We start from the raw sequence: 22,877 nt of genomic DNA, 5'->3' as shown, positions 1-22,877 counted from the left end.
ATGAAAAAGGTAACTCGATCTTTCAATAATGCAATAATCCTTTCTCTGGTGCTGCTGGGAGCCTGCCGAACGGGGCAAAAGGCGCCGGGCGTGGGTCAAAGTTCCGGCGTTTATCAGTACGATAACGAAAAAAAAACCGCTGCTCCGCGCCGAACCGGACCGTATTATTCGGATCGACAGGCCGTTACGGGTAAGAATGGAATGGTCGCATCGGCACATCCTGAGGCTTCGAAAGTGGGCGTGGCGATTTTGAAAGCCGGGGGCAATGCGGTCGATGCGGCCGTGGCCGTTCAGTTTGCGCTGGCGGTTGTTTACCCGGGTGCGGGCAATATCGGCGGGGGCGGTTTTATGGTGTATCGCGACAAAACCGGTCAGGCTTACACGCTCGATTACCGGGAAAAAGGTCCCGAAAAAGCGCACAAGGACATGTATTTAGACTCCGCGCAGAACGTAATTCCACGGCTGAGCATTACGGGCCACCTGGCGAGCGGAGTGCCGGGATCGGTCGACGGCATGGTGGAAGCGCATCGCCGGTTTGGCAAGCTCCCCTGGACGCAGGTGCTGCAGCCTGCCATCGATCTGGCCGAAAAAGGCGTGGCCCTGACCGAACGCGAAGCGCTGGGACTGAACCGCACCAAAAAGTCATTTTTGCAGGTAAACCCCGATAAGCGGTATTTCATGAAAGCTGATACGGCAGACTGGAAAACCGGTGAGCTCCTGATTCAGAAGGACTTGGGGCAAACCCTGCGCCGGATTCAGGCACAGGGCCGGGCCGGTTTTTACGAGGGCGAAACCGCCCGTTTGCTGGCGGCTGAAATGCAGCGCGGGGGTGGAATCATTACGGAAAATGACCTGAAAAACTACCATGCCGTCTGGCGCGATCCGCTGGTCGGGTCGTTCCGCGACTATAAAATTATCACGATGCCGCCAACGTCGAGCGGGGGTGTGGCCTTGCTGCAACTGCTGCGGCTGGTGGAGCCGTATCCGCTGCGTCGGTGGGGCTGGAACAGCGATTCGACGGCTCAGGTGATGATCGAAGCCGAACGCCGGGTGTATGCTGACCGCGCCAAGTTTCTGGGCGATCCGGATTTTGTGAAAGTGCCAACTGCGCAGTTGATCGATAAAGCGTATTTGCAAACCCGCTGGTCGGATTTTACTTTTGCCAGAGCAACGGACAGCCAGAACATAAAAGGCGGAATGTTGCCGGGGTACGAAAGCCTGGAAACCACGCACTTTTCGGTCGTTGATCAGGAAGGCAATGCGGTTTCGATCACCACCACGCTGAACGGCGGTTACGGCAGCCGGGTGGTCGTAAACGGGGCCGGTTTTCTGATGAACAACGAAATGGACGATTTCAGCATCAAACCGGGCGTGCCGAATATGTTCGGACTGATTGGAAACCAGGCAAATGCCATTGCACCGGGTAAACGGATGCTGTCATCGATGACGCCGACGATTGTGGAGCAGAACGGGAGTCTGTACATGGTGGTGGGAACGCCCGGCGGTTCGACGATCATCACGTCGGTGTACCAAACGATCCTGAATGTGCTGGAATTTGGCATGAGCATGCAGCAGTCGGTCAATGCGCTGAAGTTTCACCACCAGTGGCTGCCCGACAAAACCACGTTTGAGGAAGGCGCTTTTTCGGAAGAAACCGTCCGGAAGCTGCAGTCGCGGGGCTATATCCTTGAACAACTGACCAATTCGCTGGGGCGAATGGATTGCATTCTGCGCCGACCCGACGGCACGCTCGAAGGTGCTTCCGATCCGCGGGCCGATAATACATCAGTGGGCTATTGAAAAAAATAAACCTTGCGGGCCGAAAACCGGTTTTATCAAAAACCATGTAAGCTATTGATTTACAATCATGAAAACAAAATTCCTTTCTCTGCTCGTTCTGTGTTTCATCAGTGCCAGCGTTTGGGCACAGGCTACTAAAAATACCGCTGCGATCGCGGATGCCCGCAAGCGGTTGACGCAGATTTACGAAAAAGACCAGAAAGAACGCTCGGCGTATGACGCCATCGAACGCCAATATGGCTGGGGCGCGAAAGAAGCGCAGGATGCCCGGCAAAAAATCAAGGATATGGACAAAGAACACCTGGTTGAAGTGGAGAAAATCATTTCCCAGGTAGGCGGTTATCCGGGTAAAAGCCTGGTTGGGCAGCCGCTGGATCAGGTGGCGTTTCTGATCATTCAGCACAGCACCGACCGGATGGTCCACGAAAAATACCTGCCGATGGTAACGGAAGCAGCCCAGAAAGGTGAACTCGATAAAGCCGGCGTGGCTTTCCTGACCGATCAGGTAAAAGTCCAGAAGAAAGAAAAACAGATTTACGGCACCCAGATTCACATCAACAACCAGGGCCAGAAAGATGTATATCCCATTGAAGATGAGGCTAATGTCGATCAGCGTCGCAAGCAGATGGAGCTGGAACCGATGTCGGCCTATCTGGCCCGAATGGGAGTGAAAAAATAGAATGATAAGTTATGAATGATGAGTTATGAGTTGGCTAACGCGTACTACTGCGGAGCAATTCATAACTCATCATTCTATTAAAACTGCCCGTGGTTTTTGGCGATTTCCAGCAGGTCGGAAATGCCAGGTGTTTCGACTTCGGTAGCGGTTTCAAACTTAATGTGTCGCAGAAGTTTGCCGGTGCCTTTCAGCAAACCGTTGGGGTCGGGCAACTGGGTGCCGTAGTTGAAGCCCAGATTAACGCTCGACGCAAGCGGAGCAATGTAACAGATTTCGTCCGACATACGGGGTCCGGTTCCGTATGTGATGGTTTTGTAGCCGGTGTGCACGGCTTCGTGCGCTTCCGGCAGGATGCTCCGTACCAACTCCCGAACCTTCAGAGTAAGGTCACGAACTTCGGGCTTGTAGTCGGCCAGGAATGCTTCAACAGGTTTTGTCATACGCGGGTTTAGTTTGGTAAAACTACAGTTTATCCAAAAAAAGTGCAATAATCGCGCCGATTTTAATTGTTTAATCCAAGAAAACAACGCTTGAAAGCGGTTCACGATCAGATTCAGCCTTATTGGGCGGATAATGATCGGATTAAGATGTTAAAAGTGATTTTCCGGTTTCGGGATAAAAACCGGTCAGAAAAGACGAGCGATGGCAATTGGTTTATGCCTTGATTTTTCCAATTACTTCGCCGAAAATGACTTCATTTTCGCCCGCCCAGCCGCGCAGGATTACCGTGTCACCGTCGTGCAGGAACGTTCGGATTTCGCCGTTCGGAAGCGCCAGTGGCCGGGTTCCGTTCCAGGTAAGTTCAAGCAGAGATCCGTAACTGGTTGGCGATGAGCCAGAAATGGTTCCGGTAGCCAGCAGATCGCCGACGTTCAGGTTGCAGCCGTTGACGGTGTGGTGCGCAATCAGTTGGGCCGCATTCCAGTAGAGATGACTTGCATTGGTCCGGCTGAGCACGATCTCCTGCGAATTTTCAGCCGTTTGTAAAATCACTTCGAGATGAATGTCGAAATGTTTCTTTCCGCTTGACTGGAGATAAGGCAGCGGAACGGGCTGCTGGTGGGGACCGTCGATCCGAAACTGATCGAGCGCTTCCAGCGGAACCACCCAGGGCGACATGGAGGAAGCGAAATTCTTTCCCAGAAACGGACCAAGTGGCTGATACTCCCAGCGTTGAATGTCGCGCGCCGACCAGTCGTTGAACAAAACCAGGCCAAAAATATGCGACTCTGCATCATCAACCGAAACCGGTTCGCCCAGCTTCGAAGGTTTTCCGATCACGATTCCCAGTTCCAGTTCAAAATCCAGCGCCCGTGACGGGCCGAAAACCGGTTGCTGATCCGGGCCTAAAAACTGTCCGTTGGGCCGCCGGACTGGTGTTCCGGAAACCACGATGGACGACGCCCGGCCGTGGTAGGCCACCGGCAAATGTTTCCAGTTGGGCAGCAGCGGCTCGGCCTGCGGGCGAAACATGCGGCCCACGTTGCTGGCGTGTTCTTCGCTGGCGTAGAAATCGGTGTAATCGCCAATGCGGATGGGCAGATGATGCGTCGCCAGTGCAGCGTCAATGAAGACAAAATCGGCAAAGCCGTCGAGCGGTTTTTCGGGATCGTTCAGCAAATCGATCAGACGTTGGCGGACGGCGCGGCAGGCGGTTTTTCCCAACTCCATGAAATCATTCAGCACCGGTTTGGCAAAAACCGTCCGGTCGATTGCCAGATCGTCGAAAAAGCCCAGCCGTTCAACCATTTCCAGATCAAGAATCTGATCGTCAAGCCGTACGCCCACGCGCGGGGTGGAATCGCCGGTGCTGAATATGCCGTAGGGAAGCGTCATTCACTGATATTATTGTAAATCGAATCCATGATCCGGACAAAATGCTGGTAATCTTCCTCGCTGAGGTCGCCCCAGCCTTTGCGCCGGATGTCGACCACCGTCGGCAGCACTTCGTCGTACTTGGCCTGGCCTTCGGGCGTCAGAAAAATCAGGAATTTCCGGCGGTCGTCCTCGGCCATGCGTCGTTCGGTCAGGCCCTTTTTGCAGAGCAGGTCGATCATCCGGGTGACGGTCGGCGCGTCTTTCGTGGTCAGGTCGGCCAGCACGTTCTGGCTGATGCCGGGATTGCGGTACAGGTGATCGATGAGCACCCACTGATCGACCGTCAGATCAAAACCGGTTTCGTTGAATTGCTTCTGGAGCGCATTCCGAATCTTTTTAATGGTCGTGTCAATCTTAAAAAAATAAGCCCGGTGATCGGAAGGATGCGTCATTCGTCAGTTAGCCGTTAACAGGTTCTTTGGCCACAGGGCGATGCGCTGTGACAAATCCAACTGCAAAAGTAGTCCAAACTAAGTGACTAACAATTCTTCGAGCTTCTCTTCAATTTCGGGAATGGAATGGTACAGTTGCTCGAACGAGTCAATCACAAAATACCGATCCTGAAACCGGTCGATCACATATGGCGTTTGCAACAGGGTTCCGACGTCGTACGGAATTCGCTTTGGGTGCGGGCTCGACAGGCTATACGTGGTTTCGCCGGTGGAAGACAAAATGCCTCCGCCGTAAATCCGCAACTGATCGCGGCCCGGCCGCAATCGGCCCGAACCGCCTGATTCCTGAATTAACCCGAATTCGACCGTATACCAGTACAGCCGCGAAATCATTTCGATGGCTTCCGGATGATCGACGTGCGCCAGCGCTATCCGGCTCAAAGCCGCCAGAAAATCACAGAAAGCCTGATTCGACAGCATCGGAACGTGCCCGAACGTGTCGTGAAACATGTCCGGTTCCTGCAAATAGTCCAGTTGTTCGCGCCGACGCAGCCAGGTGGTGGCCGGGAAATTGCGATTTTGCATCAACTCAAAAAAATCCCGGTTGGAAATCAATCCGGGTACCGCCGAAACCCGCCAGTTGGTCAGTCGCAGCAGGCGCGGATTCAGCTCGTTTTCGAAATCCGGAATGTGATCCGCCACAAAACCGACCTTCCCGATTCCATCCAAATAATCCTGACTGGCTTTGCCCGGCAAAAGCTTCATCTGCCGTTCAAAAAGCAACCGCCAAACGGCCTGGTCGTCGGCGGAGTAGTTTTGATATGCCTGATCCATCTTTCATTGAGTGATTGAGTCGTTGAGCGATTGAGTGAAAATATCCGGTAGGTAATTCACTCAATCACTCAATCACAATTGTTAAAGCGTTCCCCGCAATTCCTGTTCGTGTTCGATGGCTTCGAAGAGGGCTTTGAAATTGCCTTTTCCGAATGATTTGGCGCCTTTTCGCTGGATGATCTCGAAGAACAGCGTCGGGCGGGGGCCGACCGGTTTTGAGAAAATCTGGAGCAGGTAGCCTTCGTCGTCGCGGTCGACCAGAATGCCGAGCGAGCGTAACGCGTTCATTTCTTCGTCGATGTGGCCCACGCGGTCGAGCAGATCGTCGTAATAGGCGTCCGGCACTTTCAGGAATTCGACGCTCCGGTCGCGCAAATCCGATACGGTTTTTACGATGTCGTCCGTTGCCACGGCGATGTGCTGGATGCCCGGCCCGCCGTAAAAATCCAGGTATTCTTCCACCTGCGACTTCTTCTTGCCCTCGGCGGGTTCGTTGATCGGGAATTTGATGCGCCCGTTGCCGTTGCTCATCACCTTACTCATTAAAGCCGTGTAATCGGTCGAAATATCTTTGTCGTCGAACGAAACCAACTGGTTGAATCCCATAACGTTGGCGTAAAAATTGACCCAGGTGTTCATTTCGTTCCAGCCTACATTGCCCACCATGTGATCGACGTATTTTAGCCCTACGTCTTCCGGTTGATACTCGGATTGCCAGGCTTGATAACCGGGCAGAAAAACGCCGTTGTACTGGCTCCGTTCCACGAAAATATGCACGGTGTCGCCGTAGGTGTGAATTCCCGACCGAACCACAAAACCGTCGGCGTCCTCCTCGCGCGCGGGAACCATAAAGGGAACGGCGCCCCGACGAACGGTTTCTTCGTAAGCGCTCGTCGCGTCATCGACCCAGAGCGCCACCACCCGAACGCCGTCGCCGTGTTTATCGATGTGCTGGCCGATTTCCGTGCCGCCGTGCAGGGGCGAGGTCAGCACCAGCCGGATTTTTCCCTGCACCAAGACGTACGATTCGCAATCCCGCCAGCCGGTTTCCAGTCCGGCATGCGCCAGCGGCTGAAAGCCGAACGCGGTCTGAAAATAGTGCGCCGACTGCCGGGCGTTGGCGACGTACAACTCAATATAATCGGTACCGTTCAGCGGTAAAAAGTCGGTTTTTGAATCCGAAGCCGGTTTTGTTTTCGGTAATTCCAGGGTTTCCATAGTTGTTGATGAGTTATTCAATCCAGGATTTGTAATAGGTTCCATCGTCGATTTGCAGGCCCGCTTCCGTCAGCATGAGTGGGCGGAACGTGTCGACCATCACGGCGTATTCCTGCGTTTCTTTCTTGCCGATACTGCGTTCCATTGCGCCGGGATGCGGCCCGTGCGGAATCCCGCCCGGATGCAAGGTGATGTGGCCCGGTGCAATGTCGTTGCGACTCATAAAATCGCCGTCTACGTAATAAATCACTTCGTCGGAGTCGATGTTGGAGTGATTGTAGGGGGCCGGAATGGCTTGCGGGTGGTAATCGTACAGCCGTGGGCAGAACGAACAAACCACAAACGCGTCGGTCTGAAACGTCTGGTGAACCGGTGGCGGCTGGTGAACGCGCCCTGTAATGGGTTCGAAATTAAAAATGGAAAAACCGTACGGGAAATTATAGCCATCCCAGCCCACCACATCGAACGGGTGCGTGGCATACACCAGCGAATGCAAAGCGCCCTGTTTCCTGATCTTGATCAGAAAATCGCCGGTTTCGTCGTGGGTTTCGAGGTTTTGCGGGCGTTTGATATCGCGTTCGCAAAAGGGCGAATGTTCGAGCAACTGGCCAAACTGGTTCCGATACCGTTTGGGCGTGTAAATCGGGGCGTGCGACTCCACATACAATAAACGCGGCTGGGTGCCTTCATCGAACTCGATCTGGTAAATCATGCCGCGCGGAATGACCAGATAATCACCGTATTCGAACGGAATCGTACCCAGTAAGGTGCGGAGTTTTCCCGAACCCCGGTGGATGAACAACAGTTCGTCGGCGTCGGCATTCTTGTAAAAATAGTCGGTCATAGAACGGGTCGGGGCCGCCAAACCGATCACCAGATCCTTGTTCATTAATAAAGGCACGCGGCTTTCCAGAAAATCGCCCTGCACCGGTTCCAGATTGAAACCGATCAGCTTCCGCGAAAGAATGTTCTTTTCGACGGCCAAAACCGGCGTTGTGTCTACACTTCCCAGCACGGCTTTGACCATCGTCGGCCGGTGGACGTGGTAGAGCAGCGACGACATGCCTTCGAAGCCGATGGTGCCGAACAATTGCTCGTAATACAGATTCACGGTCCCGGCCTGCCCCGGCGGTTTTTCGAATTGCGTGTGCCGCTTGGGCGGGATCTGTCCGAGTGTATGATAAAATGGCATGGCGCTGGCGGGATTAAAACAGATTATAATACTTGTTTTACTAATTATTGTTTTGCTTACAATTATAACGACAATTAGTAAATATATTGAACAATTTCAGGAATAATTTTTCTTATAAATTGATTTTGTGGATTTTTCGGACCTGAAAAGCATTTAATGAAAACCACTATAGAGACCAATCAGCATTTCCTTATTTTTGCCCGCGCTTAGACTTACCCCACCCCCTAAAGGGGCTTAATAATCTGATTTTAAATAGCCCCCTTTAGGGGGATGGGGGCTTAACTCTCAAATTCATAGACCTGATGCAACCCACACTTCTGATTTTGGCCGCCGGAATTGGTAGCCGCTACGGTGGAATCAAACAATTGGATCAATTTGGTCCGAACGGTGAAACCATCATCGACTATTCCTTATATGACGCCATTCGGGCCGGTTTTGGCAAAGTCGTATTCATCATTCGCGAAGAGCTGCGAAAAGATTTTGAAGATACTTTTCTGCCGAAACTGGCCGGTAAAATCGAAGTGGATTTTGCCATTCAGGCTCTGAACTCCTACGTGCCGGAAGAGTTGGGAGACGTTCAGCGGACCAAACCCTGGGGAACGGGACACGCGATGCTGTGTGCCTGGGAGCAAACCGATACGCCGTTTGCGGTGATCAACGCCGATGATTTTTACGGTCAGGAAGCGTTCCAGATTCTGGCCGATTTTCTGATCAATAACGCCGAAGCGGATCTGCACGCGCTGGTGGGCTACGAAGTCCAGAATACGCTGTCGGACTACGGTTCGGTTTCGCGGGGTGTTTGCGACCTGAATGCGGACGAAACGCTGTCGTCGGTTATTGAACGAACGAAAATTTACCGGCAGACCGAAGGAGATCAGGCTGGCGAGATTGTCTTTGAAGAGCCGGATGGCTTGACGGTTCTGTCGCCCGAAACCCCGGTTTCGATGAATTTCTGGGGATTCAAACCGTCGGTTTTTCCGCTTGCTCAGGAGCAGTTTGCGGATTACGCACGCGCGAATTTCAATTCGCCGAAAGCAGAGTTTTACATCCCGACCATTATGACGAATCTGATTCAGCGGAACCAGGGCCGATGCCGGGTTTTCCGCAGTCGCTCGGAATGGTTTGGAGTAACCTATCCCGAAGATAAGCCGTTGGTTCAGGCTTCCTTCAAACGGCTGCACGACGAAGGAAAGTACCCTGAGAAATTGTGGTAGTTTTTAAAGATCAACCCGATTCTCGATAGAGTATACTCTATTTTGATACTAAAAATACGGAAATAGGGTTTGATTATGATAAAATAAGATAATTTTAGTGGTTAAAATCAAAAATCTGCTGAAGCCCGAAACTCGCCGTTTCGGGCTTTTTTCATTCCCGGATGAATGAATTGTACTTTTTTATAAAACCTGGTATTTCTCCGGGAAAATAACCATTTCACTTTTCAAAGTATTAGTAGTAAACAACCGTAAAGTATTGTATTTTGCTAAGTTTTACCTTCAAATAATAAACAACTTTTCGGTTGTTAATATTTGGGTAATTGACTTGTATTCAATGTTGTATAAATTTGTGTCAACAAAGGAGCTGACAAGAATTAAGTAAGGTAAGCGTTTAGTTTATTGTACTATATCAAGTCTGAATACAACCTGTAGAAAAAAAGCCATGAAAACGAATTTTGTAAATAATAATATAAAGTTGGGCCTGGCGATGCTGGCCGCAACGACTCTGTTGGCAGTTGCTCCTTCATCAGCAAACGCCCGTGTAACGGACGGCCCGAAAGCCGAAACGAAAGCCGCTCCGGTTTCAATCCGCGAAGTTGGTAACCTGAAATTTAAAGTGTCGGTCAATCAGCCCGTTGATGATAGAGTTGTTGTTTCCATCGTCGATGATTCCAACAACAAACTGTATTACGGCACGCTGGCTAAGGCTGATCAAGCTGGCCGGGTGTATGACTTCTCGCAACTGGCCGACGGCAAATATGTCATTGAAGTATCTTATGGCAAAGAGAAAGTTTCTCAGTCATTCGCCATCAAAACGCAAGTGAGCCGTGTGGTTCTGGCGCGGAACTAAGCCCTCGGGCCTTTCCGCTCGTACCCACTAATTCTCGTCCACCTTTGTAAAAATCAAAACCGGTCAGGTCTTAAAGACCTGACCGGTTTTGATTTTTAATGAATAATGAACAATTAATAATGAAAACGTGCGTCCGCCCATTCATTATTAATTGTTCATTATTCATTAAACAAACCGTCAGCCTTCCCAGATCACCATCTCTTCCCGCTCAAACCACGGTTGCAGGTGGGGTTCGTAGCGTCGTTCGATGATTTTGCGTTTTATTTTCAGCGAAGGTGTCATCATGTCGTTGTCGACTGTCCAGGGATCTTTCACAATCACGGCTTTTTTGACCCGCTGGTAGGTGTGCAGATTCGGGTTCAAGGCTTTGATGGTTTCTTCCAGACTTAGCGAAACCACATTTTTATCGGCTTTCAGACCGGTTTCCGACAGCACGATCAGGGCAATCGGCTGCGGCAACTGCTCCACGGCCACGCAGATTTGGTCGACAAAATTATTGCCCGCAAAACCGGTTTCGATCTGCGCCGGGGCAACAAACTCGCCTTTAGTGGTTTTATAGATTTCCTTAACCCGGCCCGTGATCGTTAAAAAACCGTCTTTGTCGAGCTTGCCAACATCGCCGGTATGCAGCCAGCCGTTGGGATCGAGAGCGGCTGCGGTCAGTTCCGGTTCCCGAAAATAGCCCCGCATCGTCCAGTCGGAATGCGTCATGAGTTCCCCCGAAACCGGATCGAATTTGACCTGAATACCGCTGAAAAGCATCCCGACGGTGCCGTCTTTAATGACATTGGCGTGCATGAGCGACACCACACCCAGGTTTTCAGTCATGCCGTAGGCTTCCTGAATGGTGATGCCCAGTTGTCGAAACCATCGGATCAGGGCGACGGGCGTAGGTGCAGCCCCGGTCAGGATCAAACGGGCGTCGTTCAGACCCAGCACCATTCGCAGTTTCCGTTTGATAAAACCGGAAACCAGCGGAATTTTCAACAACTGGTCGAGCCGGTGTTGCGGTAGTTTGGCCAGAATGTTCTGCTGAAATTTCAGCCAGATGCGCGGAACGCCCAGAAAATGCGTAGGTCGGGCGGTCGCCAGGTTCCGTGCAAACGTAGCCATCGATTCGACAAAATAAACCGTACCGCCCGAAATGAGGCTGAGAGCTTCCACAATGTTCCGTTCAGCGACGTGGCAAAGCGGCAGATACGAAAAAAAACGCGGGTCCGGCACGTCGAGGCCCATCAGCGGTTTGGTGGAATCGATGGCGCTGATCATAGCTTTATACGGCATCATCACGCCCTTGGGACTGCCCGTGGTGCCGGACGTATAAATAATGGTAAATAAATCGTCCGAATGCGGCTGCGGATTATCCGTCATCGGTTCAAACCGGTCCAGAATGTCGTCCCATTGCACCTGAGCCAAGTCGGGCGCGGCCGACGAAGCAAATGGGGGAAACGCAATGCAGTGTACGTTTTCCGGTACGCCCGCCTTCATGTCGTCCCATTTATCCAGTTTCCCGACGAACAACACCCGGCACTCACTGTGGGTAAGCACCTGATGCAACTGGCTGGCAGTCAGGGTTGGATAAAACGGAACGGAAACGTGACCACTCAGCAAAATGGCCAGATCGGCAATAATCCAGTGGGCGCAGTTTTTAGATACGAGACCAATATTACTTTTTGGGGGAAGATGGAGCGAATGGAGATACGATGCCAACGTACGGGCCTGTTTTCCAACCTCGCGCCAGGTATAGTCGCGATATCGGTCACCTTCAGGCTGCCGCAGATAGACTTTTTTGGGTTGTTGTTTCTCCCAATAATAGAAATAGTCAAGCAGCGTCTGTCCTCTTCGGAAATCAGAGCGTAGCGTATTCATGTCAAAAAAGTTTGGCTGACTATCAAAGACTGTCTAAAATTCAGATTTTCCCTTACTTCGGTCTGCCCCCTACCCCCAAAAGGGGCTTTAATCGGCATTTCAAAGCCCCCTTTAGGGGGTTGGGGGCAAAGTGAAAAAAAATATAAATTTTAGACAGTCTCTCAAAGGTGTAAAATAGTATTTGTTTTTGAAATAATTGTAGTTAATACGGAAATTATTAGTTAATAATCGCTGGAAACGGTTACTAAACAGTCAGTGTGGAGGTAACAACATTTTTTTCGTAGGGCACTGTTACTTAATCGTTTGGGAACAGTCTCAATAAAAACCTGTTCCTCATTGGTAACAAAAACCAGCCGGATTATGAATACAACCTTACTTTTTCTTCAACGGTTTAACGCAATTCTTTTTTTCTGTACAATTCTTTTAAATGGATACGCCCAATCTCCAACGAATCTGACCTCCAATGTGGCGTTGGTAGCCCCAGCGCAAACCGATTTCGCACCCAGTGCTTTCTTCTCCAGTACTTCCCAAATCGTTGCGGCTTTTAACGCGGCTCGGAGGGCCGAAGAAACGCAGTTGGGCCTGCCAGCCAACAGCCTGGGTACGTTGTCGCTACCCGCAAACTACGCTACTTTTTCGCCCAACGACCGGGCGTTGTTTCTGATCAATCAGGAGCGGATCGCTCGTGCTGGTCAGGTGTATCCCGGAACCACGGCAGTTCTCGGATTGCCGATGGAAGCGGTTGAAAGTGCCCTGGTTAACACGGCCCAAACGCAGGCTAATTACCTGGTTGCCAATAATGTTTTTTCCCACGCCGGCTCGGGTGGCTCGACGCCCGATACCCGGGTCGGCAATACATATCCGGCAGCCTGCCAAACTGCTATGGGCTATTCGGAAAATATTTACGTCGCCTGTAGCAGCAGTGCAACCACGCCGACCTTTCTGGTTGAACAGGCCATTTTCAACTGGCTTTATCGGGACTCGGCCACCAACTGGGGGCACCGAAAAGCCATGTTGATTCAGAATGATGACATTTATCTGGCTCCTCCGCCCAACACGCTCCGGGGTTACGTCAATGATCACGGCAGTGCGTCGAGCGAAGGCTTTCTGGGAATCGGGATTGCGTCGACGCAGGTTGGCGCCTATTCGGCTTCCTGTTCCGGCGGTTTTGCCGGTCACGTCGTCGTGATGAACATTGCCGATCCGACGGCGAATGCCAGCTGTACCTTCAACACTACGGACGCGTTGCCGGTCCGCTTGCTTTCTTTTTCCGGCGTTTCGCGCGAAGGCAAAGTGGTAATGGGCTGGTCGACAGGCCGGGAAGAGAACAATCTGGGATTCGAGGTGCTGAAAAGCCGGGATGCCAAAGCCTTTGAAAAGATCTGTTTTGTACCGGGAAACGGGACGAATTCCGAAACGAGTGCCTACCACTGGACGGATGCGGAAGTGACGGTGGGCGAAACCTATTATTACCGCTTGCGGCAAATCGATGCGAACGGCCGAACAGAACTATCGAAAATAATAGCTGTTCAGATTGAATCCGCCGACCGTGATTTTTATCTGTTTCCCAATCCGAGTGTTGACGGGCGGTTTACCCTGGTTGCTTCCGGGAGCGATCACCTTCGGGTTAAACTCGTCAATACCGCCGGAATGGAATTTCCCGTTCGAACCGTTGCCAATACTGCTTCAGTGGCCGTCGTGCCGGGGCAACAACTGCCTACGGGCCTCTATTGGGTAAAAGTTCAGGACGCCGATGGCCGGGTGCAGAAAGTGCTTCGTTTGCTCATCAGTCAGTAATAGGCCGGATCGAAAACCGCAACGGAAGCAATTTCGGCGTTGACCGGAGTGGTGGCCCTTTGCGGTTTTATTCGTAATTATGCAAAAGGACCGGTTCTGCCCATAACACCGCTGTAATGCGCCCAATTGTTTGTTTTCTTCTATTCGTCCACTGCTTTGCGTTCGGTCAGGCACCGAAGAACCTGAAGGCCGATATTAAACTGCCCAAGGATCTGGCTTATACTGCGGCACCCAACGGTTTTCCGGTTTTCGATACGCAAAATCAGGTTGTGAGTGCGTTCAATTATGCCCGGCGGCAGGAAGAAAAACAGATGAAGCTACCGGTCAATAGTCTCGGTACGTTGTCATTGCCGGAAAATTATTCCCTTATTTCCCCCGCCGAACGAATGTTGTTTCTGGCGAATCAGGAACGAACGGCGCGGGCAACTGTCGATTATGGTTCGGGCAAAAACCCCGGTTTGCCATTCGAAGCGCTGGAAACGCACCTGAACACGGTTGCGCAGGCGCACGCTTCCGATATGACCGCGCATAATTTTTTTGGACACACCAGCCACGACGGCCGCACGGCCCTGCAACGCATCAATGCCCAGGCGGTTTTTAAAGGCAAATGCTATGAATTCATGTCGCGGGCGGAGAATATTTACATGTTTTGCTATTACTCCAGCGACAAACCGGTTCTGGAAATGCCGGTTTTTATCGTGGAACAGGCCCTTTTTTCCTGGTTGTATCAGGATGCCGTCGTGGCCTGGGGGCACCGCGAAACGCTGTTGATTCAGGACAAAGATGCTTCGGGCGGGGAGGGATTTCACAACAACCGTGGTCCGGCCGGCAGCGAAGGGTTTCTGGGGGTTGGACTGGCTACCAAAGTTGACTACCAGCCTTGCGCCAAATTCCCCGGGTATCAGCGAACGGGGCATGTTGTGGTGGTAAATCTGGTGGACCCGGCGGCCGATTGTGCCTATTCCATTCCGTAAATTCTGCCCGGCAGATACCTTCTCAATGATTAATTAATTTCGATTTTTCTGGAAAAATTACTTAAGTATAATCCTGAAAAGCCCCTTTTTGGTTGCATTTTCGCTGAAAGAACGAAACTCACCTCCCCGAAGAAAGAGTTGGAAAAAAGACTTGTCGTCAAATTTCAAAGTACGGCAAGTAGAACATTTCGCCGGTCTTCTTTCTACCCTTAGTAAACTTTATCTGCTAATAATACTAAATGAAGCACTTCTCCGCCTATACTGCCGAGGAGTTAGCCGCTGACGAATTGTTTATCCGGTGGGTGCAGCATCCCGACGACGCCGAAGTTTCGGCGTATTGGGAAGGTTGGTTAGCGCACCACCCCTACAAATCGGAAACGGTCGATTTCGCCCGCGAACTGGTCCGCCTGGCTTCCAGCCCGGCATCGCGGCCGATGGAAGGCGAGGAGGTGGTGTCGTTGTGGGGGCGAATCCGGTCGTCGATTCAGGAAATGCCGGAGTTGCAGCCATTGCAGCCCCAAATTCAGAGCTGGGTCACCAACTGGTATATTTTCCGCTGGGTGAGTGCGGCTGCCGGTATTGTTTTATTCGTAGGCTGGGTGCTCTGGATGCAGTGGTCACACGCAATGGAAACCGTCCGTACGCCGGTTGGCGGGACTAAAACCGTAAAACTGCCGGATGGAACGCTGGTGAAACTGGTGGGCGATAGCCAGATTCGTTTTGCGCGGGTCTGGTCCGAAGAAGTACCGAGGGCGGTTTGGCTCGAAGGAGAAGCCTTCTTTACCGTAGCCCAGCGCAGCGGTTCCGGCGAAGGCAGCAAGTTCCGGGTTCACACCGCAATGCTCACCGTGGAAGTGCAGGGAACCCGGTTTAATGTATCTCAACGAAAAAAAGGAACGCGGGTAGAGTTGTCGGCCGGTAAAATAAAACTGATGCTGAACGACCAGCCGGAGATTATCGAGATGAAACCCGGTGAATCCGTTGAAATACCGGCACCGGTTACCGTTCACAACAAAACATCTTACATCCACAACGACACGGACTGGCAACTTTTTTCGGTTGTGCATTCCACCTAGTGCCTTCTCCAGCAACAATCTAATTTCTATTCATATTTATTTTTTAACCAACCAATCTCTATTATGAAATACACGATTACCCGTTTCCATTTTGCGAAACCAAACGGGGCTCTGCTGCTCGCTCGTTTGGGAGCCTGCGGACTGGCCGGTCTGCTGGCCGGCAGTCTGCAGGTTCAGGCAGCCACCGGGCCAAACCGGCAACCGGCAGCCGTTCGCGCTGCAAACCCGAAAACCGTTACTGTGACAGACCCCGCCCTACAGGATCGGACGGTTACGGGACGCGTTCTGAGTTCTGATGACAATTCGGCACTGCCGGGCGTAAACATCGCCGTGAAAGGCTCAACGCGCGGAACCACCAGCGATGCCGAAGGCAATTATCGGCTGGCCATTCCGAGCAACAATGCCGTACTGGTGATTTCATCGGTTGGGTTTATTACCCAGGAAATTACGGTGGGAAACCGTTCTACGGTTGATATTCAGCTGAAAACCGACGACCGAACGCTGAATGAAGTGGTGGTGGTCGGATACGGTACGGTGAAAAAGAGCCAATTGACCGGTGCCATTTCGTCCGTTTCGGCCAAGCAGATTACCGAAATGCCGATTACTAACATCGGTCAGGCCATGCAGGGCCGCGTAGCGGGGGTTGACGTGGCGCAGTCGGGTAGTAAACCGGGTGCAACGCCGACCATCCGGATTCGGGGCCGCCGGTCGTTCAATGCCGGTAACAACCCGCTGTACGTCGTCGATGGCATTCCGCTGACGGGCGACCGGAACGAATTGCTGGGCACCCGGCCTTTCAATTTTGTAACCGGCGGTTACGAAGATTTAAACCCCAATGACGTCGGTTCGGTAGAAATCCTGAAAGATGCCACGGCAACGGCCATCTACGGAGCCAGAGGGGCCAACGGGGTTGTTCTGGTAACCACCAAGCGCGGCAATACCAACGGAAAAACCACCATCAGCTACGATGCGTACGCCGGGGTTACTGATCCGCTGGACAAGGTTCACTTGTTTAACGGGCCCGAATTTGCCGAATTTGTGCGGGAAGCATACCGGTCGACGAATGAATACAATGACGCGAGTGGAAAACCGGTTCCGACGGGTGTTGCCGATGCGTATGCAGACGCCCACGTGGCTCCGTTGGGCGGTGACCCGAACGTAGCCGCCGGTATTGCGGCCAACCGGAACACGGATTATCAGTCGTTAATCCTGAAACAGGGTTTCCAGCAAAACCACTCGCTGGGTATTCAGGGCGGGAATGATAAAACGCAGTTTTATATCTCGGCCGGTTATTTTCAGGATAAAGGGATTAACCCCGGCCTGGATTACACGCGTTATTCGCTGCGGGCCAACATTGATCACCAAATCAACAGTATATTCAAGGCCGGGATTTCGTCGTACATGATGTATAGCGTCCGGAACGGAGCCAATTTGAACCCCTACGGTTTTACGCTTCAGCAAAACCCCCTGGGCCGGCCGTACGACGATAATGGAAACCTCATCTTCTCGCCAACCAACGACGCCCTGCTCACCAACCCGGTAGCGGAAATTGTACCGGGTGCGCAGGTGGACAAAATCAAAAAATACCGCATCCTGAACAGTATTTATGCGGAAGCCAAGATTATCGACGGCTTGAAATACCGCCTTAATTTTGGACCGGATTTCTCGGTTTCGCAGGCTGGCCGGTTTGTTGGGTCTCAAACAAACGAGCGGAAAGGGGGCGATCCAACGGCTTCCAACAATAATCAGTTTGGATTCAATTACACGCTGGAAAATATCCTGACATATAACAAGACGTTCGGCGATCATAACCTGGGCATAACGGCCCTGCAATCCATTCAGCGGGATAATTTTGAATACAGTAACCTGTCGGTACAGGGTGTTCCGGCCGAGACGCAGCAGTATAACAACGTGGGTAATGCGAGCCTGGTGCTGGGCGTGGGCAGTAACCTGATCCAGTGGACGATCAACTCGTTCATGGGCCGGATCAATTACGACTACAAAGATAAGTATCTGGTAACGGCCACGCTTCGGCGGGATGGATCGAGCCGTTTCGGGGAAAATACGAAGTACGGTAACTTCCCGGGGATTGCCCTGGCCTGGAACATCAGCAATGAAGAGTTCCTGAAAAACGTTTCCTGGCTGGATCAGTTGAAAATCCGGGTGAGCCGCGGTTCGGTTGGAAACCAGGGTGTGGTTCCCTATCAAACGCAGGGATTGTTGAGCCGTACCGTTTACGCCTGGAACAACACGGCGGCTTACGGTTATCGCCCCAGCACCATTGGGAACCCTGATTTGAAATGGGAAACCTCAACCTCTTCCAACTTCGGGATTGACTTTAGCCTCTGGCGGGGTCGGGTGGCCGGTTCGATCGAACTTTATCAGACCAACACCACCGACTTGCTGCTCTCGGACCAGTTACCAACTTCCATCGGTTTCAACGCCGTTACGCGCAACGTGGGTGAAACCCGCAACCGGGGGATCGAAATCAGCATCTCGACGACCAATATCAATTCGAAAAGCGGTTTTAAATGGACGACCGATTTTGCCTTCACCCGCAACCGGGAAGCCATCATTTCACTCTACAATGGAGCGATTGATGATGTCGGAAACAAGTGGTTTATCGGTAAACCGCTGACGGCTTACTACGATTACAAAAAAGCCGGTATCTGGCAGACGAGCGAAGCGGATGTTGCCAAAACCTACCAGAGCGCCGTTGGGATGATCAAGATTCAGGATACCAACAAGGACGGAAAAATCACGGCAGATGACCGTGTCTTTCTGGGTTCGGATATTCCTTCGTGGAGCGGTGGGATTACCAACCGGTTCAATTTCAAAGGATTCGATTTGTCGTTCTTTGTCTACGGTCGTTTTGGCCAGACCATCCTGAGCGGTTTCCACCGGGATAATAACCAACTGGCGGGTCGGTATAACCAAATCAAAGTGGATTACTGGACGCCCAATAACCCAACCAACGAATTCCCACGGCCCAACCACAACCAGGAATTTCCTGTCAACAACTCGGCCCTGTTTTACTTCGATGGCACGTTCGTGAAAGTTCGGAACATCAACTTTGGGTACACGTTCCCGACCCAGCTGACCCAGAAGCTGGGATTGCAGTCGTTGCGGGTGTTTACCAGCATTCAGCAGCCGTTTATCTTCTCGACCTACCGGTCGAAATACAACGGCGTCGATCCTGAAACCGCCGATGGTACGATCAACAACAACGTGACGCCAGCCACCCGGGTATCGACCTTTGGTTTAAACATTAAATTCTAAGCAACGGCAATGCTCCATTGCTTTACTACAATCTTCAGCTATTAAAATATGAAATCGCTATTTTCCATAAAATCATTCCGGATTTTGGGCCTGGCAGCACTCCTGCTTGGTGGCCAGTCGTGTAAGGATGTTCTGGATGAAAAAGTAATTGCCAGCATCGGCAACGATTACATCAATACGCCCAAGGGATTTGAAGATGCCGTCCGCGCATCCTATGCTGCGTTGCGGAGTTTCTACGCAACGCAACAGGGCCTGACAATGACCGAGTTTGGGACGGACTTATACGCAACTGGTTCCGACGGCAGTTACAAAGGCTTCCACTTCTACGATACGCAGCTGAATAGCTTCGTCGACATCCTGCAAGGGGTCTGGGAAGAACTGTATCGGGGTATCAACACCTGCAATGCGGTGATTGATCGGGCTCCCACCGCAACCGGTATTAGTGACGCGTTGAAAAAGCAGCGGGTAGCTGAGGTCAAATTCCTGCGCGCCCACTACTACTTTATCCTAGTTCAGCAGTGGGGTGGGGTCGACCTGCGATTGACGGAAACGCTGGGGCCAACCAAAAAAACCAGCCGGGCCACGGAAGCCGATATCTATAAAGCGATTCTGGCGGATCTTGAGTCGGCCTTGCCGGATTTAGAGAACAAAGCCAAATCGTCGGACTACGGCCGCGCTACGAAAGCCGCTGCGGAACATCTTCTGGCTAAAGTGTACCTGACCAAAGCTACCTCGTCGGCGAAAGCAACCGACGATTATGCGAAAGCCGCGACGTATGCCCAGAATGTTATTGCCAACTACGGGTTTAAGTTGCTCCCCGATTTTGCCAGCGTATTTGCCCAGGGAGCGGGCGAAATCAACGATGAAGTCGTTTTCTCGGTTCAGTATACGTCTGATCCGCTGACCAATGCGGCCTCACCGCCATTAGCCAGTTCCGGGGGAAATACCGGGGGGAACAACCTCCACCTGTTCTTCGGGATGCAGTACGATACGCAGGCCGGTATGACGCGGGATATTTTTTACGGCCGGCCATTCCGGCGCTTACGCCCGACCACCTACGCTCTGGAGACGGTTTTTGCGGATCGGGTGAATGATTCCCGGTATAAAAAGTCGTTCCGGGATACGTGGCTGAGCAATAACCCCGGAACCTACAGCACGGCCTTCGATAAATCGAAAGCAACGGTTACGTTCAAATCGGGCGATACGGCCATTTTTATTCCGGGCTACGAAATGCCGCTGGCCGAACGGGCCAAAAAACCGTATCAGGTTCTGGTGCCGAGTGCCTACTCCGAAACCTTGTTCCTGCCCTTGTCGAAGTTCTTCGATCCCCTGCGTCCGGACCGGACCTATGAACCGGGCAGCCGGGATTATTTGGCGTTCCGGTTAGCCGAAACCTATTTGATTCTGGCCGAAGCCCAATTAAAACAGGGAAAAACCGCCGAAGCGACAACCGCAATCAATGTAGTGCGTCGCCGGGCCGCCTGGCCGGGTAAGGAAGCCGCAATGGAAATCACGGCCGCTAACATGACGATGGACTTTCTGATGGAAGAACGCGGCCGCGAACTGATGGGCGAGCAAATGCGCTGGATGGACTTAAAACGTTGGGGAAATCTGGTTGAGCGGGTTAAAAAATACAATCCGCAGGGAGCCGTGAACGTGAAAGAGACGCATAACCTGCGGCCCATTCCGCAAACGCAAATTGACCGTACGGAAAAAGGAGCCGATGGCAGCCCCGGTTTTGCTCAGAATCCAGGGTACTGAAAAGCTCACTTAAACTTATTCAGGCCCCGAACCGCCCAGCGTGTTCGGGGCCTGTTTGTTTGCGGCCGGGCTGAGTAGATTCGTGCGCGGGCATTCTTCTTGTGTTGGAATCTTTCAACCATAAAACGTTCGGTCACTTGGACAAATTGATGATACAGAATACCGTGAACAGACGCCAGTTTCTGGCCACCGCCGGATTGTCGGCGCTGGTGCTGGCTACTAAAACCAAGCTGTTGGCCGAAACCGCCAAAAAATCGGGACTGATGATCGGCTACTCCGGCATTACCTGGGGAGGCAAAGACGAGCAGGCCATCAAAGACCTTTCGTCGCTGGGGTATAAAGGCATACAACTTCGGGCCAACACCTTCGCTCCCTACAAAGCCAAACCGTCGGAACTGAAAGCGTTGCTCGATCAGCATCACATCAAACTGGCGATGTTTTCGAGCGGAAATGTGGAAATTGATCCGGCGAAATTCCAGAGCACCATTGATACGCACGTCGCCCACGCCAGTTTTGTGAAAGCGTTGGGCGGTTCGGCGTTTCAGATGACCAATAGTTTGCGGAAAGGTGGCCAGGCACCAACGACCGACGAATTGAAGCAACTGGCTAAAGTGATGAATGAGGTGGGCAAACAAACCGCCGACCTGGGTGTTCAGGCAACTTACCACAACCACATGAAACAGTGGGGCGAAACCCCCGAAGAGGTGGATATTTTGGTGCATGAAATGAACCCGAAATACGTCAAACTGCTGCTCGATATTGCGCATTATAAGCAGGGCGGGGGCGATCCGGCCAAGGCGGTTTTGCAATACAAAGACGTGCTGCACGCGTTGCACCTGAAGGATACCAAAAGCCCGTTGCCGGAAAAACCGGATGATCCGAAAGCGTATAAATTCGTGGAACTGGGGCAGGGGAATGTTGACGTTCCGGCGGTTTTTGCGGCTTTGGAGAAAATCAAATTCAAAGGCTGGGGTGTCGTCGAACTCGATCAGGTTCCGGAAACGAACAAAACGCCGTTGCAATGCGCGCAAATCAATAAAGATTACATCACCAAAACGCTCAATTTCCCACTTTAAATAATTGTGATTGGGTGAATGAGCGATTGAGTGAATACTGGACCGCTCACTCAACCGCTCATTCACTCAATCACCCAATAGGTATGAAAGCATTACTGATTACAGCGGTTTTATGGGTAAGCCTGATTGCCGCCGAAAATCCGCAGGCGCCTAACACATTGACTGCGAGGGAGAAAAAAGAAGGCTGGCAACTGCTTTTCGACGGAAAAACGTCTAAAGGCTGGCGGGGCGCTTACAAGGATAATTTCCCCGAAAAAGGCTGGCTGATCGAAGACGGTTCGCTGGTCATTTCGAAAACGGACGGCTCCGAATCGACGCACTACGGCGACATTGTAACCGATGGCGAATACGGCGATTTCGACCTGATGTTTGATTTCAAACTGACCGAAGGCGCCAACAGCGGTTTGAAGTATTTTGTGGTGGAAGAATCTCCCAAACCCAAAGGCTCGGCGTACGGCCTGGAGTTTCAGGTGCTGGACGATGACAAACACCCGGATGCGAAACTGGGCCGCAACGGAAACCGGACCGTTGGCTCCCTTTACGACCTGATTCCGGCCAAAGATAAGAAGGCCAACCCGATCGGCCAGTGGAACACGGGGCGCGTGGTGTCGAAAGGCAAGCACGTTGAGCACTGGCTAAACGGCAAAAAAGTCGTTGAATACGAGCGGGGCAGCGAAGCATTCCGGAATGAGGTTGCCCAGAGCAAGTACAAAGCGCCGTCGTATAATGCCCACGGTCGTTTCGGCGAAGCCCCCAAAGGACATATCCTGCTGCAGGACCACGGCGACCGGGTTGCTTTCCGGAATATCAAGATAAAAACCTTGTAGACCCGCAATCAACTTCATTATTCGTTATTCAATATTCGGTGTTCGCTATTACGTACCTTAATGTCGAACACCGAATATCGAATAACGAATACTGAATATCGAATAACGAACACGGAAGTTCTGTAAACCGTAAACTATTTACAGTAGACTTTCAAGAAATA

The 22,877-nt window shown here is 51.9% G+C and carries 18 protein-coding genes; 11 read left to right on the top strand and 7 right to left on the bottom strand.

The features are described from left to right. Together ggt and GJJ30_RS00635 are read left to right on the top strand one after the other, a co-directional pair. The gene (gene ggt / locus GJJ30_RS00640; RefSeq protein WP_154172097.1) at positions 1 to 1,800 is read left to right on the top strand and encodes a gamma-glutamyltransferase; all 1,800 of its coding nucleotides are present in this window, start codon (positions 1 to 3) and stop codon (positions 1,798 to 1,800) included. A 67-nt stretch (positions 1,801 to 1,867) separates the two neighbouring features. Further along, a complete protein-coding gene (locus tag GJJ30_RS00635; protein ID WP_154172095.1) occupies positions 1,868 to 2,479 on the top strand; it encodes a DUF6624 domain-containing protein in 612 nt (203 codons plus the stop codon). A 77-nt stretch (positions 2,480 to 2,556) separates the two neighbouring features. On the opposite strand, the gene GJJ30_RS00630 is transcribed toward GJJ30_RS00635, so the two are convergent. The 6 genes from GJJ30_RS00630 to GJJ30_RS00605 form a co-directional block, all read right to left on the bottom strand. Then, on the bottom strand, positions 2,557 to 2,919 hold the full coding sequence (locus tag GJJ30_RS00630; protein ID WP_154172078.1) for a DUF1801 domain-containing protein: 363 nt from the start codon (positions 2,917 to 2,919) through the stop codon (positions 2,557 to 2,559). Between the two features lie 214 nt (positions 2,920 to 3,133). Then, positions 3,134 to 4,315 (bottom strand): fumarylacetoacetase, encoded by a 1,182-nt coding sequence (fahA, locus tag GJJ30_RS00625; RefSeq protein ID WP_154172076.1) that lies wholly within the window; start codon positions 4,313 to 4,315, stop codon positions 3,134 to 3,136. Further along, positions 4,312 to 4,749 (bottom strand): MarR family winged helix-turn-helix transcriptional regulator, encoded by a 438-nt coding sequence (locus GJJ30_RS00620; RefSeq protein WP_154172074.1) that lies wholly within the window; start codon positions 4,747 to 4,749, stop codon positions 4,312 to 4,314. Before GJJ30_RS00620 ends, fahA begins: the two co-directional genes overlap by 4 nt. 78 nt (positions 4,750 to 4,827) lie before the next feature. Further along, positions 4,828 to 5,583, bottom strand: coding sequence for a phenylalanine 4-monooxygenase (gene phhA, locus GJJ30_RS00615; RefSeq protein ID WP_154172072.1), 756 nt, complete (start codon positions 5,581 to 5,583; stop codon positions 4,828 to 4,830). 81 nt (positions 5,584 to 5,664) lie between these two features. Next, entirely contained in the window at positions 5,665 to 6,801 is a 1,137-nt protein-coding gene (gene hppD, locus GJJ30_RS00610; protein WP_154172070.1) for a 4-hydroxyphenylpyruvate dioxygenase, read from the bottom strand. Between the two features lie 13 nt (positions 6,802 to 6,814). After that, positions 6,815 to 7,993 carry a homogentisate 1,2-dioxygenase gene (locus tag GJJ30_RS00605; RefSeq protein ID WP_154172068.1) on the bottom strand — a complete coding sequence of 393 codons (1,179 nt, stop codon included), beginning with the start codon at positions 7,991 to 7,993 and terminating at the stop codon, positions 6,815 to 6,817. Between the two features lie 302 nt (positions 7,994 to 8,295). On the opposite strand from GJJ30_RS00605, the gene GJJ30_RS00600 reads away from it, so the two are divergent. Next, on the top strand, positions 8,296 to 9,207 hold the full coding sequence (locus GJJ30_RS00600; RefSeq protein WP_154172066.1) for a nucleotidyltransferase family protein: 912 nt from the start codon (positions 8,296 to 8,298) through the stop codon (positions 9,205 to 9,207). Positions 9,208 to 9,649: 442 nt separating this feature from the next. Next, the gene (locus GJJ30_RS00595; RefSeq protein WP_154172064.1) at positions 9,650 to 10,057 is read left to right on the top strand and encodes a hypothetical protein; all 408 of its coding nucleotides are present in this window, start codon (positions 9,650 to 9,652) and stop codon (positions 10,055 to 10,057) included. A 177-nt stretch (positions 10,058 to 10,234) separates the two neighbouring features. Here GJJ30_RS00595 and GJJ30_RS00590 read toward each other — a convergent pair whose 3' ends face one another. Further along, positions 10,235 to 11,926, bottom strand: a complete 1,692-nt coding sequence (locus GJJ30_RS00590; RefSeq protein WP_154172062.1) for an AMP-binding protein — start codon at positions 11,924 to 11,926, stop codon at positions 10,235 to 10,237. A 360-nt stretch (positions 11,927 to 12,286) separates the two neighbouring features. Between GJJ30_RS00590 and GJJ30_RS00585 the strand changes: the two genes are divergently transcribed. The 7 genes from GJJ30_RS00585 to GJJ30_RS00555 all read left to right on the top strand — a co-directional run bounded on the left by GJJ30_RS00585 (position 12,287) and on the right by GJJ30_RS00555 (position 22,716). Continuing rightward, the gene (locus tag GJJ30_RS00585) at positions 12,287 to 13,723 is read left to right on the top strand and encodes a T9SS type A sorting domain-containing protein (RefSeq protein WP_154172060.1); all 1,437 of its coding nucleotides are present in this window, start codon (positions 12,287 to 12,289) and stop codon (positions 13,721 to 13,723) included. Positions 13,724 to 13,839: 116 nt separating this feature from the next. Further along, positions 13,840 to 14,697, top strand: a complete 858-nt coding sequence (locus GJJ30_RS00580; protein ID WP_154172058.1) for a CAP domain-containing protein — start codon at positions 13,840 to 13,842, stop codon at positions 14,695 to 14,697. Between the two features lie 239 nt (positions 14,698 to 14,936). After that, positions 14,937 to 15,773 carry a FecR family protein gene (locus tag GJJ30_RS00575; RefSeq protein ID WP_154172056.1) on the top strand — a complete coding sequence of 279 codons (837 nt, stop codon included), beginning with the start codon at positions 14,937 to 14,939 and terminating at the stop codon, positions 15,771 to 15,773. Between the two features lie 63 nt (positions 15,774 to 15,836). Beyond that, complete coding sequence (locus tag GJJ30_RS00570) at positions 15,837 to 19,052, top strand: SusC/RagA family TonB-linked outer membrane protein (RefSeq protein WP_229312883.1); 3,216 nt, start codon at positions 15,837 to 15,839, stop codon at positions 19,050 to 19,052. 48 nt (positions 19,053 to 19,100) lie between these two features. Continuing rightward, entirely contained in the window at positions 19,101 to 20,813 is a 1,713-nt protein-coding gene (locus tag GJJ30_RS00565; protein ID WP_154172054.1) for a RagB/SusD family nutrient uptake outer membrane protein, read from the top strand. A 152-nt stretch (positions 20,814 to 20,965) separates the two neighbouring features. Then, on the top strand, positions 20,966 to 21,889 hold the full coding sequence (locus GJJ30_RS00560; protein ID WP_310588182.1) for a sugar phosphate isomerase/epimerase family protein: 924 nt from the start codon (positions 20,966 to 20,968) through the stop codon (positions 21,887 to 21,889). An 83-nt stretch (positions 21,890 to 21,972) separates the two neighbouring features. Next, positions 21,973 to 22,716 (top strand): 3-keto-disaccharide hydrolase, encoded by a 744-nt coding sequence (locus tag GJJ30_RS00555; RefSeq protein WP_154172050.1) that lies wholly within the window; start codon positions 21,973 to 21,975, stop codon positions 22,714 to 22,716. Positions 22,717 to 22,877: the final 161 nt, after the last annotated feature.

The organism is Larkinella terrae (assembly GCF_009668025.1).
Lineage (GTDB): Bacteria > Bacteroidota > Bacteroidia > Cytophagales > Spirosomataceae > Larkinella > Larkinella terrae.
This window is presented reverse-complemented; position numbering and strand designations above follow the sequence as displayed.